The sequence below is a fragment of the Pseudoxanthomonas sp. genome, from assembly GCF_051953815.1.
GTDB lineage: Bacteria > Pseudomonadota > Gammaproteobacteria > Xanthomonadales > Xanthomonadaceae > Pseudoxanthomonas_A.
The window spans coordinates 39,776-51,997 of record NZ_JBQCIJ010000023.1; the positions used below are offsets into that span (position 1 = coordinate 39,776).

General features: G+C 68.4%; 11 protein-coding genes. 9 read left to right on the top strand and 2 right to left on the bottom strand.

Annotated elements, in window-relative coordinates:
• Positions 1-370: 370 nt before the first annotated feature.
• Positions 371-1,075 carry an SDR family oxidoreductase gene (locus ACTHN1_RS06360; RefSeq protein WP_440470116.1) on the bottom strand — a complete coding sequence of 235 codons (705 nt, stop codon included), beginning with the start codon at positions 1,073-1,075 and terminating at the stop codon, positions 371-373.
• Between the two features lie 114 nt (positions 1,076-1,189).
• Between ACTHN1_RS06360 and ACTHN1_RS06365 the strand changes: the two genes are divergently transcribed.
• From ACTHN1_RS06365 to ACTHN1_RS06380, 4 genes are all read left to right on the top strand, one after another.
• Complete coding sequence (locus ACTHN1_RS06365; protein ID WP_440470117.1) at positions 1,190-4,069, top strand: M16 family metallopeptidase; 2,880 nt, start codon at positions 1,190-1,192, stop codon at positions 4,067-4,069.
• 149 nt (positions 4,070-4,218) lie between these two features.
• Positions 4,219-4,530 (top strand): DUF4156 domain-containing protein, encoded by a 312-nt coding sequence (locus ACTHN1_RS06370; protein ID WP_440470118.1) that lies wholly within the window; start codon positions 4,219-4,221, stop codon positions 4,528-4,530.
• A 364-nt stretch (positions 4,531-4,894) separates the two neighbouring features.
• The gene (locus ACTHN1_RS06375) at positions 4,895-5,911 is read left to right on the top strand and encodes a 3-oxoacyl-ACP synthase III (RefSeq protein ID WP_440470119.1); all 1,017 of its coding nucleotides are present in this window, start codon (positions 4,895-4,897) and stop codon (positions 5,909-5,911) included.
• A 66-nt stretch (positions 5,912-5,977) separates the two neighbouring features.
• Complete coding sequence (locus ACTHN1_RS06380; RefSeq protein WP_440470120.1) at positions 5,978-6,871, top strand: alpha/beta fold hydrolase; 894 nt, start codon at positions 5,978-5,980, stop codon at positions 6,869-6,871.
• A gap of 25 nt (positions 6,872-6,896) precedes the next feature.
• On the opposite strand, the gene ACTHN1_RS06385 is transcribed toward ACTHN1_RS06380, so the two are convergent.
• Complete coding sequence (locus ACTHN1_RS06385) at positions 6,897-7,328, bottom strand: YkgJ family cysteine cluster protein (RefSeq protein WP_440470121.1); 432 nt, start codon at positions 7,326-7,328, stop codon at positions 6,897-6,899.
• Between the two features lie 98 nt (positions 7,329-7,426).
• Between ACTHN1_RS06385 and oleC the strand changes: the two genes are divergently transcribed.
• The 5 genes from oleC to ubiB all read left to right on the top strand — a co-directional run.
• Complete coding sequence (gene oleC, locus ACTHN1_RS06390) at positions 7,427-9,073, top strand: olefin beta-lactone synthetase (protein ID WP_440470122.1); 1,647 nt, start codon at positions 7,427-7,429, stop codon at positions 9,071-9,073.
• Positions 9,070-10,083, top strand: coding sequence for a 2-alkyl-3-oxoalkanoate reductase (gene oleD / locus ACTHN1_RS06395; protein ID WP_440470123.1), 1,014 nt, complete (start codon positions 9,070-9,072; stop codon positions 10,081-10,083). The genes oleC and oleD overlap by 4 nt, the downstream gene beginning before the upstream one ends.
• 61 nt (positions 10,084-10,144) lie before the next feature.
• Positions 10,145-10,303 (top strand): DUF1328 domain-containing protein, encoded by a 159-nt coding sequence (locus ACTHN1_RS06400; protein WP_141454537.1) that lies wholly within the window; start codon positions 10,145-10,147, stop codon positions 10,301-10,303.
• A 61-nt stretch (positions 10,304-10,364) separates the two neighbouring features.
• Positions 10,365-11,006 (top strand): ubiquinone biosynthesis accessory factor UbiJ, encoded by a 642-nt coding sequence (locus ACTHN1_RS06405; protein WP_440470124.1) that lies wholly within the window; start codon positions 10,365-10,367, stop codon positions 11,004-11,006.
• Positions 11,003-12,222: 2-polyprenylphenol 6-hydroxylase (gene ubiB, locus ACTHN1_RS06410; RefSeq protein ID WP_440470125.1), on the top strand; the 1,220-nt coding region annotated here is incomplete at its 3' end. The genes ACTHN1_RS06405 and ubiB, both read left to right, overlap by 4 nt.

Sequence of the window (12,222 nt, forward strand, 5' to 3'; positions counted from 1 at the left end):
TGTTGGGTGGTGTGGTAGTAAGGTAGTACACCTAATCAGGCAGATCAAGCGGAACTTGTGTTTCCAGTTCCTGTATTCAGCTTTCAGTCAGGATTACTTGGGTCTGTTTCGTTGGCGTGAGTAGTAATGCAGAACCCGTGCCAATCTCAAATTATTGAATTACAAGGAAATCCGTTTCGCTCTGGGTGTCCGTGTCCGGCCAGTGTCCGGGCCGTGCTGTCCGTCTTTCATGAATCAGGACGGGCCTGGTGGCGGGATGTGACCTCCAACACGCCCTTCCCACCGCCATCCGGTCAACTCCGGGGCTTGCTGGTTTGGATGCGGTTTAGGTGGGAACCGTTGCGATGGACCGGGTTTTGTTGGCCCGCGTTCACCAGGGCAGGGGCTGGCCCTGCCAATCGAAGAACTCGCCGGACTGATCCAGCGTGAGCGGGTGGAGCACGCGCAACAGGCCGGCCACCGATTCCTGCGCCGAAAGGGCGGCCTGCGCGCCGCCCATGTCGGTGCGGACCCAGCCCGGGTGCAACGCCACCACCTTGATGCCGCGAGGCGCGAGGGCCTGCGCGAGCAGGGAGGTGGCCATGTTCTGCGCGGCCTTGCCCATCGCATAGCTGGGAGTGCGGAATTCCTGCCGAAGCGCGATCGATCCGACTTCCGAGGAGATATTGGCCACGGTGGCGCCCTCGGCCAGCTGCGGCGCCAGCGCCTGGGTCAGCAGGAAAGGACCGGCGGCGTTGGTGTGGAAACTGGCGTCGAGGTCGGATGGCCGCACCTGGCCGAACCGCTCGCCGCCACGCAGCACGCCCGCGTTGTTGATCAGCAGGTCCAGCGGCTCCTCATCCGTGACCAGCGGGACTTCCGCGGCCAGGGCCGCGTGCGAGCGCGGGTCGGCCAGATCCAGGGGCAGTACCTGCAGGCGACCCGGATGCTCGCCGGCCAGCAGGTTGAGCGTGGTGGCCTTGCCGGGCTGTCGGCAGGCGGCGATCACGTGGTCGCCGCGCGCCAGCAACTGGCGGACGAACTCCAGGCCCAGGCCGCGATTGGCCCCGGTGACCAGGCAGTGGTGGCGATCCATGAGACACCTCGCTTCGAGGGGCACGTGCCATGAGGCCTAGTGTATGGCCCCCGCGACCGGGTTAGCATCGGGGGTTCTTGGGGAATCCCGTACCTGTATACAAGGAGTCACACGATGATCGCATCCCGTCGGCCGCGCGCCGCGCTGCTTGCCGTCGCCCTCGGCACCGCCCTGGGAAGCCTGGCCTATGCGCCGGCCCCCGCCCAGGCCCAGGCCAAACCGGCCGGTACCGACATCGTCATTCCCTACGAGGAATTCACCCTGCCCAACGGCCTGCGGGTGATCGTGCATACCGATCGCAAGGCGCCGATCGTGGCGGTCAACGTCTGGTACCACGTCGGCAGCAAGAACGAGCAGCCCGGTCGCACGGGTTTCGCGCACCTGTTCGAGCATCTGATGTTCCAGGGCAGCGAGAACCACAAGGGCGAGTTCTTCGAACCCTTCGAACTGGTCGGCGCCACCGACCAGAACGGCACCACCAACCAGGATCGCACCAACTACTTCCAGAACGTGCCGACCACCGCGCTGGACATGGCGCTGTGGATGGAATCCGATCGCATGGGCCACCTGCTCGGCGCGATCGACCAGAAGGCGCTGGACGAGCAGCGCGGCGTGGTCCAGAACGAAAAGCGCCAGGGCGAGAACCAGCCCTATGGCCGTCGCATCTACACCAAGATCTTCGAGGCCCTGTATCCGCCGGGCCATCCCTACAGCTGGCAGACCATCGGTTCGATGGCCGATCTGGACGCCGCGACCCTGGACGACGTGAAGACCTGGTTCCGCAGCTGGTATGGCCCGAACAATGCCGTGCTGGTGCTGGCCGGCGACATCGATCTGAAGACCGCCAAGGAAAAGGTCACCCGCTACTTCGGCGACATCCCGGCCAGCGCGACGCTGGCGGACATGAAGCCCAACATCCCCAAGCGCGCGCAGGACACCCGCGAGACGGTGCCGGATCGCGTGCCGCAGGTGCGCATCTACCGCGCCTGGCCGGTGGCCGAGATGGGCACCCCCGACGCGACCCAGCTGGAGCTGTTCTCGCAGATCCTCGGCGGCAGCGCGTCCTCGCGCCTGGATGCCCGGCTGGTGCATGGTGACAAGATCGCCGACCAGGTCAGCACTTCGCCGTGGCTGAGCGAAATCGCCGGCACCTTCATCGTCAGCGCCACCGTCAAGGACGGCGTGGATCCGGCCAAGGTGGAAAAGGTGCTGGACGAGGAAATCCAGCGCCTGATCAGCGAAGGCCCCACCGCGGAGGAAGTCGAGCAGGCGCGCACCTACAGCCGCGCCGGTTTCGTGCGCGGCATCGAGCGCATCGGCGGATTCGGCGGCAAGTCCGACGTGCTGGCCTCCTGCACGGTCTACCAGGGCAAGCCGGACTGCTATCGCGACGAACTCGATGAACTGATGAAGGCCACGCCGGCCAGCATCCAGGCCGCCGCACGCAAGTGGCTGGGCAAGGGCTCGCATACCCTGGTGGTGCAGCCCAGCGACAAGCCGCTGTCCTCGTTGCCGGAAACCGTGCTGGCCGCCCCGGCGACCCAACCGGCGCGGATCCCGGCGGTGGATCCGAAGTTCAAGACGGTCAAGACCGATGTCGATCGCAGCCAGGGCGTGCCCAAGACCACGTCCTTCCCGGACCTGAAGTTCCCGGCGATGCACCGCGCCAAGCTGTCCAACGGCATGGAAGTGGTGCTGGCCGAGCGGCGCGAGACGCCGGTGGTGCAGCTGTCGGTGCAGTTCCCCGGCGGCTATACCGCCGACGTGGGCAAGAAGCTCGGCACCGCCAGCTTCACCATGCAGATGCTGGATGAAGGCGCCGGCGACTACAGCGCGCTGCAGTTCGCCGCGCGCAAGGAAGCACTGGGCGCCGAACTGACCACCGGCGCGGGCTTGGACAGCGCATCGGTGGGCCTGTCGGCGTTGAGCGACAAGCTGCCCGAATCGCTGGACCTGCTGGCCGACGTGCTGCGCCGCCCGACCTTCGACGGCGATGAAATCGAACGCGTCCGCGCGACCTGGATCGCCGGCATCAAGCAGGAAAAGGCGCGTCCGCAGACCGCCGCGCTGCGGGTGATGCCGCCGCTGCTGTACGGCCAGGGACATCCCTATGCGATTCCGTTCACCGGCAGCGGCACCGAGGCGTCGATCGCCTCGCTGACCCGCGATGACCTGACCGCGTTCCACCGTGACTGGCTGCAGCCGGACAAGGCCCGCGTCATCGTGGTCGGCGACACCACCCTGGCCGAGATCGTGCCGCTGCTGGAAGCGCGCCTGGGCGACTGGAAGACCGCGCCCAACGCGCCGGCGCTGCCGGGCGTGCCGTCGGTGGCCAAGCCGAACGCGCCGCGCGTGTTCCTTATCGACCAGCCGGGCGCGATCCAGTCCAACATCTACGTCGGCCAGCTGATCCCGCCGACCGGCGACAAGGGCACGATCGATTTCGATTTCGCCAACGGTGTGCTCGGCGGCCAGTTCAGCTCGCGCCTCAACATGAACCTGCGCGAGGACAAGCACTGGGCGTACGGTTCGTACAGCGGCGCCTCGAACACCCTGGGCCAGCGCCCGTGGTTCGCGCAGGCGGCGGTGCAGAGCGACAAGACCGTGGATTCGGTAAAGGAACTGAAGTCGGAGATCACCCGCTTCGCCTCCGGCGAAGCGCCGGCGACCGAGGCCGAGGTCACCAAGATCCGCGCCAGCAACACGCTGGAACTGCCGGGCGCCTATGAAACCGCGGCCGCGGTGATGGGCCAGATCACCAGCAACCTGCGCTACGGACGTCCGGACGACTACATCCTGACCTACAAGGCGCGCAACGAGGCGATCACCTCCAAGGACGTGACCGTCGCGGCGAAGACGCTGGAACCCAACGCGCTGACCTACGTGGTCGTCGGTGACCTGGCCAAGATCGCGCAGCCGATCCGCGACCTGAAGATCGGCGAGGTGACCACGCTCGACGCCGACGGCAAGCCGGTCACGGCCGCCAAGAAGTAAGCCGTCGCCGAAGCCTCCCTTCCCGACACGGAAGGGAGGCCCGGTTCTTTCCAGGACGGGCCGCTTCCGCTCCGCCCGGGGCGGAAGCCACCCGTGATTCATCCCGGTTGGGCCAGAATGCCCGCCGTTTCCCGCAAAGAGGCGAATCCATGCGCAGCTTCATTCTCCTCACCGCCGTCGTGGCCCTCTCGGCCTGCACCTGGGTGCCGCTGGCGCCTAACGCCAAGGGCGTGCGCGTCATCGCCGCTGGCGGGACGCCCGCTGGCTGCGAAAAGCAGGGCGAGGTGTCGGTATCGGTCAAGGACAAGGTCGCGTTCTACGAGCGCAACAACCTGCGCGTGCGCGATGAACTGGAAACACTGGCGCGCAACGAGGCGCCGGGCATCCAGGCCAATACCATCCAGCCGCTGGGCGATCCCGCCAACGGCGAACAGCGCTTCGCGGCGTACCGCTGCCGCTGAGGCGGACCGCGCCGCGCACCTTGCCGCGCGCGTGCCGCCCCTCCCGGCACCCCCCGTCCGAAGCCCCGGGCCCGTCGGCCTGGAAGCCTCCGCTCGTCCATGCATCCGGGATGCCGCGCGCAGGCGCAAACGGTCCCGCGCCGCCGTCGCGCGGCGCCCCTTGCGGCGTGGACCGGAAGCCCGGACGACGAGCCCTATCCGGAGCGGGCCGGCCTTCGCCAGACGGTAGCGTACGGAAAATGTGATGGCCATCACTAAAATTGCCCCCTGGGCTTCCCTGTCATGGCTTTCATAAAGATGCGGTGAAGTCCGGAAGCCGGTAACCTTGTCGCCCCCTTCCGCCTGAGCCTTGGCGCTACTTTCGATGCTCTTCAAGAACGTCTCCATCGCGGGACTGGCGCACGTCGATGCGCCACACACGCTGACCTCCAAGGAAATCAACGAGCAGCTCAAGCCCACGCTCGAGCGCCTGGGCATCCGCACGGACGTGCTCGGCGACATCGCCGGCATCCATGCGCGCCGTCTTTGGGACGACGAGCAGCAGGCGTCCGACGTGGCTACCCTGGCGGCGCGCAAGGCGCTGGAAGACGCCGGCGTGTCGGCTGATCGCATCGGCCTGCTGGTCAACACCTCGGTCAGCCGCGACTACCTGGAGCCGTCCACCGCCAGCATCGTCTCGGGCAACCTCGGCCTGAGTGAGCACTGCCAGAACTTCGACGTGGCCAACGCCTGCCTGGCCTTCATCAACGGCATGGACATCGCCGCCCGCATGCTCGAGCGCGGCGAGATCGACTACGCCCTGGTCGTGGATGGCGAGACCGCCAACCTGGCCTACAAGAAGACGCTCGAGCGGATGACCACGCCGGACATCACCGAAGAGCAGTTCCGCAACGAGCTGGCCACGCTGACGCTGGGCTGCGGCGCCGCCGCGATGGTGATGGCGCGCGCCGAACTGGTGCCCGAGGCGCCGCGCTACAAGGGTGGCGTGACCCGCTCGGCGACCGAGTGGAACAAGCTCTGCCGCGGCAACCTGGACCGCATGGTCACCGACACCCGCATGCTGCTGATCGAGGGCATCAAGCTGGCGCAGAAGACCTTCATCGCCGCCAAGCAGGCGCTGGGCTGGGCGGTGGACGAACTGGATCAGTTCGTCATCCACCAGGTCAGCCAGGTCCACACCGCCGCCTTCATCAAGGCCTTCGGCATCGACCCGAAGAAGGTGCTGACCATCTTCGGCGAGCACGGCAACATCGGCCCGGCCAGCGTGCCGATCGTGCTGAGCAAGCTGAAGGAGCTGGGCCGCCTGAAGAAGGGCGATCGCATCGCCCTGCTCGGCATCGGTTCCGGACTGAACTGCTCGATGGCCGAAGTGGTCTGGTGACGCCGGCCCACTGACCTTTCCCGAGGGCCGGTTCGCCGGCCCTTTTGTTTACCGCGGCACCGTGCGATGAATCTTCCCGGATATCCCTTCACCCCCCAGCGTTTCGAAGTCCGCCCCGGGCTGTCCATGAGCTATCTGGACGAAGGCCCGCGTGACGGCGAGGTGGTGGTGATGCTGCACGGCAATCCGTCGTGGAGCTATTACTGGCGGAACCTGGTCACGGGCCTGGCCGATCGCTACCGCTGCATCGTGCCGGACCATGTCGGCATGGGTTTTTCGGACAAGCCGTCCGACGATCGCTACGACTACACCCTGCAGTCGCGCGTGGACGACCTGGCCGCGCTGCTGCGCCACCTGGGCATCACCGGTCCGGTCACCCTCGCCGTGCATGACTGGGGCGGCATGATCGGCTTCGGCTGGGCGCTTTCGCACGCCGCCCAGGTCAAGCGGCTGGTGATCACCAACACCGCCGCGTTCCCGCTGCCGCGGGCCAAGCCGATGCCGTGGCAGATCGCGCTGGGCCGCGACTGGAAGTTCGGCGCCTTCATCATCCGCGCGTTCAATGCGTTCTCCAGCGGCGCTTCCTATCTGGGCGTGGAGAACCGGATGCCGGCCGATGTCCGCCGCGCCTACGTCTCGCCCTATGACAGCTGGGCCAACCGCATCTCCACGGTGCGTTTCATGCAGGACATCCCGCTGGGGCCGGGTGACAAGGCCTGGGCGCTGCTGGAGGAAGCCGGCCGCCGGTTGCCGGAATTCGCCGATCGCCCGGCGCTGCTCGGCTGGGGCCTGCAGGACTTCGTGTTCGACAAGCACTTCCTGGCCGGTTTCCGCGCCGCGCTGCCGCAGGCGGAAGTGCACGCCTGGGACGACGCCGGCCACTACGTGCTGGAAGACAAGGCGACCGAACTGGTGCCGCTGATCCGCGATTTCCTCGAACGGCATCCGCTCGAGGGCTGAGCGCGACCGCCCGCGGGTGTCCGGCTCAGGCCGCCCGGATCGGCGGCAGCGGCGTCGACGGATCGTTGTCGTGATCGTCGGGATTGCTGTCGTCGTCGTTGGCCGCGCCGTCGCGCCAGCGCCAGTCCGCCGCGGTCAGGGCCGGCAGGCCCCAGGCGATGCGGGCCTTGTCGCATTGCGGACTCGGTTCGCCGAATTCCCAGGAGGCCGGCACGTCGCGGCACACGGTCGGACGCTGCGGATGGATGCTGCAACGCGAACGCACGCCGATCTCCGCATCCAGCGCCACGCAGCGCGGCTTCTGTTCCCAGGTGCCCCGCATGACCACGCGGTGCGGGTCGAAGGGCTCGGTGAGTTCGGCCGGCACCGGTCCGCCCAGGGCGGGATCGGTCTCGCTCCAGTGGAAACTGACGCGGAAGTAGGCGCAGCAGGCGCCGCAGGTCAGGCAGGGATGCATGGGAAGCTCGGGCCGTGCGCGAAGCGGGAAAAAGGGGTGCGGAATTGTGAGGCCTCCCTCGGCTGACGCAAGTACCGTCCAGCGGCGACAATGCGCGGATGACCGAACCCTGCAATATCGCCGCCACCCTGCCACGGCTGGCCCGGGAGCAGCCCGACCGCGTCGCGATGCGCTGCCCCGGCGCCGACGGCCGCTACGCCCCGGTGCTGACCTATGCCCAACTGGACGCCCGCAGCGACGCCATCGCCGCCGGACTGGGCCGCTATGGAATCGGCCGCGGTACCCGCACGGTGGTCATGGTCCGGCCCACGCCGGAGTTCTTCCTGCTGATGTTCGCCCTGTTCAAGGCCGGCGCGGTGCCGGTGCTGGTGGATCCGGGCATCGACAGGCGCGCGCTGAAGCAATGCCTGGACGAAGCCGAACCGGAAGCCTTCATCGGCATCCCGCTGGCCCAGATCGCGCGCCTGCTGCTGGGCTGGGCGCGCCGCGCGCGCCGCATCGTCACCGTCGGCACGCGCTGGGGCTGGGGCGGCACGACGCTGGCGCGGGTGGAGAGCCAGGGCGAGGGTGCCGGCCCGCAACTGGCGGACACCGCGCCGGACGACATGGCGGCGATCCTGTTCACCAGCGGCTCGACCGGCGTGCCCAAGGGCGTGGTGTACCGGCATCGCCATTTCGCCGGCCAGATCGATCTGCTGCGCGAGGCCTTCGCCATGCAGCCGGGCGGCGTGGATCTGCCGACCTTTCCGCCGTTCGCTCTGTTCGACCCGGCGCTCGGCCTGACCTCGATCATCCCTGACATGGATCCCACCCGGCCGGCCAATGCCGATCCGGAAAAACTGCATGCGGCGATCGCGCGGTTCGGCGTCACCCAGCTGTTCGGTTCGCCGGCCCTGATGAAGGTGCTGGCCGACCACGGCCAGGCCCTGCCGACGGTGCGCCGGGTGACCTCGGCCGGTGCGCCGGTGCCGCCGGATACGGTGGCCCGGATCCGCGCGCTGCTGCCGGATGACGCGCAGTTCTGGACCCCGTACGGCGCGACCGAGTGCCTGCCGGTGGCGGTGATCGAGGGACGCGAGCTGGAAGCCACGCGCGAGGCCACCGAGGCCGGCGCCGGCACCTGCGTGGGCCGGCCGGTGCCGCCCAACCAGGTGCGCATCATCCGCATCGACGACGGCGCCATCGCCGACTGGTCGCAGGCCGAGCCGTTGCCGGATGGCGAAGTGGGCGAGATCACCGTGGCCGGGCCGACCGCCACCGACAGCTATTTCAATCGCGACGCCGCCACCCGCATCGCCAAGATCCGCGAGCGCACGAGTGACGGCAGCGAACGCATCGTCCACCGCATGGGCGACGTCGGCTACTTCGACGCGCAGGGACGCCTGTGGTTCTGCGGCCGCAAGACCCAGCGCGTGGAAACCGCGCGCGGCCCGCTCTACACCGAACAGGCCGAGCCGATCTTCAACACTCATCCGGACGTGCGCCGCACCGCGCTGGTCGGCGTGGGCGAGCCCGGGCGCCAGCGGCCGGTGCTGTGCTTCGAACTGTTGCCCGAAGTGGCGGCGATGCGTCGCGACGCGGTCGCCGACGACCTGCGCGCGCTCGCGCGACGGCATCCGCACACGGCCGGCATCGAGACTTTCCTGTGCCATCCGGGCTTTCCGGTGGACATCCGCCACAACGCCAAGATCGGCCGCGAGAAGCTGGCGGTCTGGGCGGCGCAGCAAGGGGAGCGACGCGCATGAAGATCCTGGTCACCGGCGGCGGCGGATTCCTCGGCCAAGCCCTGTGCCGTGGCCTGGTCGAGCGCGGGCACCACGTCATCAGCTTCAATCGCGGCCACTATCCGGCGCTGGCGGCGCTCGGCGTAGGCCAGGTGCAGGGGGATCTGGCCGACGCGCACGCGCTGATGCACACGGCGGCCGGCGTCGACGCGATCTTCCACAACGCCGCCAAGGCGGGCGCGTGGGGCGCCTACAAGCTCTATCACCAGGCCAACGTGGTCGGCACCGAAAACGTGCTGGCGGCCTGCCGCCAGCATGGCATCCGCCGGCTGATCTACACCTCCACCCCGAGCGTGACCCATCGCGCCACCCATCCGGTGGAAGGCGGCACCGCCGACAACGTGCCGTATGGCGAAGGCTTCAAGGCGCCGTACGCCACCACCAAACTCATTGCCGAAAAAGCGGTGCTGGCCGCGAACGGCCCCGATCTGGCGACCGTGGCGCTGCGTCCGCGCCTGATCTGGGGGCCGGGCGATCACCAGATCCTGCCGCGGCTGGTGGAACGCGCCAGATCCGGCCGCCTGCGCATCGTCGGCGACGGCAACAACCGGGTGGACACCACCTACATCGACAACGCCGCGCAGGCGCATTTCGATGCCTTCGAGCACCTGGCACCGGGCGCGCGCTGCGCCGGCAAGGCGTATTTCATCTCCAACGGCGAACCCAAGCCGATGGGCGAACTGCTGAACACCCTGCTGGCCGCGGCCGGCGCGCCCGGCGTGGACAGGCATCTGTCGTTCAAGGCGGCCTTCCGCATCGGCGCCGTCTGCGAAGCGCTGTGGACGCTGCTGCCCCTGAAGGGCGAACCGCCGATGACCCGCTTCCTGGCCGAACAGCTCAGCACCACGCATTGGTACGACATGACGCCGGCGCGGGAAGACTTCGGCTACGTGCCACGCGTTTCGTTTAACGAAGGCATCATCCGGCTGAAGTCATCACTCCGCGACAACACCGCCGTCACTCCTCCGTGACCCCGGGGCCTCCAGCATGGGCGTGCGCCGAATGGAGCGCGTCCATGTTTCAGGAGATCCCATGCTGCGCTATGCCGTCATTTTCTTTGTTATCGCGCTGATCGCGGCGGTGCTCGGTTTCAGCGGCATCGCCGGCGCCGCGAGCAACATCGCCTGGATCCTGTTCGTCGTCTTCCTGATCCTGGCCATCATTTCCCTGTTCCGCGGTCGCAGCGTCTAGCACGCCGGCCGTCCGGCCGCGGCCGGCGATGCCGGGCAGGGCGTATGGGTAGAATGGCGGCATGTCCGCCTCTCCCTTCGATCTGCTCAAGCCCTTCGCCGGCCGCGCGCTGGAAACGGCGCTCAATCGCGCGCTGGCCCTGGATCCCGATACCCGTGCCGGCCTGGCGCCACTGGAAGGACGCCGGGTGGTGCTGGCCCTGGAAGCGCCCGCGCTGGCGATGGGGATACGGGTCGGGGGCGGTGAACTGCAGATCGGCCCGGTCCATGAGGTGCTCGAACCGGATCTGGCCGTGCGCGCCACTCTGGGAGGCGTGCTGTCGCAACTGCCCTTCCTGAGGCGCGACAACGCCGCGCCGGTGGGCCGCATGCGCATTTCCGGCGACGCCGATCTGGCGCGCCGGCTGCAGACCCTGGCCGAACGGTTCGATCCGGACTGGCAGCAACCGTTCACCGCCGCCTTCGGCGACATCCTCGGCGTGCAGATCGCCAACGCGCTGCGCGCCGGCCTGCGCCAGGCCCGCGCCGCCGCGCGTGGATTCGCGGAGAACACCGCCGAATACCTCACCGAGGAATCGCGCGACGTGGTCGCGCGCGCCGAGCTGAACGCCTTCCATGATGACGTCGACGCATTGCGCGACGATGTCGAACGCCTGGCCGCGCGCGTGCAGCGGCTGGCCGCCCGGCGCGGGAGCGCCGCATGAGGCCGGTGCTGCGGGCCAGCAAGATTGGCCGGGTGCTGCTGCGCTATCGACTGGACGATCTGCTCGACGACACCCCGGCCGAGCGCTGGCTGAAACTGGCGCGCCCGTTCGTGCCGCGCGCCTCGGCCGAAATCGCCGCGCAGCCGCGTGGCGCGCGCCTGCGCCTGGCGCTGCAGGAACTGGGGCCGATCTTCGTCAAGTTCGGCCAGATCCTCTCCACCCGCCGCGATCTCGTCCCGCCCGACGTCGCCGAGGAACTGGCGCTGCTGCAGGATCGCGTGCAGCCTTTCGACGGCGACGCCGCGCGCCTGATCGTCGAACAGGCGCTCGGGCGCCCGGTCGGCGAAGCCTTCGCCGCCTTCGACACCTCGCCGCTGGCGTCGGCCTCCATCGCGCAGGTGCATGCGGCGACCTTGCCGGGCGGGCGCGAGGTGGTGGTCAAGGTGTTGCGGCCGGGCATCGAGAAGCAGATTGCCGCCGACATCGCCCTGCTCAAGTCGGTGGCCGCGCTGGTCGAGCGCGCCCATCCCAGCGCCGACAAGATCCGCCCGCGCGAGATCGTGGCCGAGATCGAATCCACCCTGGCGGCCGAACTGGATCTCCAGCGCGAGGGCGCCAACGCCAGCGTGATGCGGCGCTTCTGGAAGGATTCGGACGATCTCTACGTGCCGGAAATCCTGTGGTCGCACACCAGCGAGCGCGTGCTGACCATGGAGCGCGTGCACGGCATTCCTTCCGACGACATCGCCGCGCTGGACGCGGCGGGCGTCGATCGGCGCGCGCTCGCGGCCAAGGGCGTGCGGGTGTTCTACACCCAGGTGTTCCGCGACAACTTCTTCCACGCCGACGCCCACGCCGGCAACATCTGGGTCGACGCCGACCCCGCGCGCAAGGCGGATCCGCGCTTCATCGCGCTGGATTTCGGGATCATGGGCCAGCTCTCGACCGAGGACCAATACTACCTCGCCGAGAACTTCATGGCGATCTTCAACCGCGACTACCACCGCATCGCGGAACTGCACGTCAAGGCCGGCTGGATGCCGTCGCACATCCGCATCGACGAACTCGAGGCGGTGGCGCGCGCGGTGTGCGAGCCGTATTTCACACGGCCGTTGAGCGAGATCTCGCTCGGGGAAGTGCTGCTGAAGCTGTTCCGCACCGCGCAGCGCTACGAGCTGACGATCCAGCCGCAGCTCATCCTGCTGCAGAAGACGCT

Excerpts from the sequence above, each read along its gene's own strand:
- ACTHN1_RS06360 (WP_440470116.1), bottom strand. The coding sequence starts at position 1,075 with ATGGATCGCCACCACTGCCTGGTCACCGGGGCCAATCGCGGCCTGGGC.
- ACTHN1_RS06375 (WP_440470119.1), top strand. The coding sequence starts at position 4,895 with ATGCTCTTCAAGAACGTCTCCATCGCGGGACTGGCGCACGTCGATGCG.
- ACTHN1_RS06405 (WP_440470124.1), top strand. The coding sequence starts at position 10,365 with ATGTCCGCCTCTCCCTTCGATCTGCTCAAGCCCTTCGCCGGCCGCGCG.
- ACTHN1_RS06400 (WP_141454537.1), top strand. The coding sequence starts at position 10,145 with ATGCTGCGCTATGCCGTCATTTTCTTTGTTATCGCGCTGATCGCGGCG.
- oleC (WP_440470122.1), top strand. The coding sequence starts at position 7,427 with ATGACCGAACCCTGCAATATCGCCGCCACCCTGCCACGGCTGGCCCGG.
- ACTHN1_RS06380 (WP_440470120.1), top strand. The coding sequence starts at position 5,978 with ATGAATCTTCCCGGATATCCCTTCACCCCCCAGCGTTTCGAAGTCCGC.
- ACTHN1_RS06370 (WP_440470118.1), top strand. The coding sequence starts at position 4,219 with ATGCGCAGCTTCATTCTCCTCACCGCCGTCGTGGCCCTCTCGGCCTGC.
- ACTHN1_RS06385 (WP_440470121.1), bottom strand. The coding sequence starts at position 7,328 with ATGCATCCCTGCCTGACCTGCGGCGCCTGCTGCGCCTACTTCCGCGTC.
- ACTHN1_RS06365 (WP_440470117.1), top strand. The coding sequence starts at position 1,190 with ATGATCGCATCCCGTCGGCCGCGCGCCGCGCTGCTTGCCGTCGCCCTC.
- oleD (WP_440470123.1), top strand. The coding sequence starts at position 9,070 with ATGAAGATCCTGGTCACCGGCGGCGGCGGATTCCTCGGCCAAGCCCTG.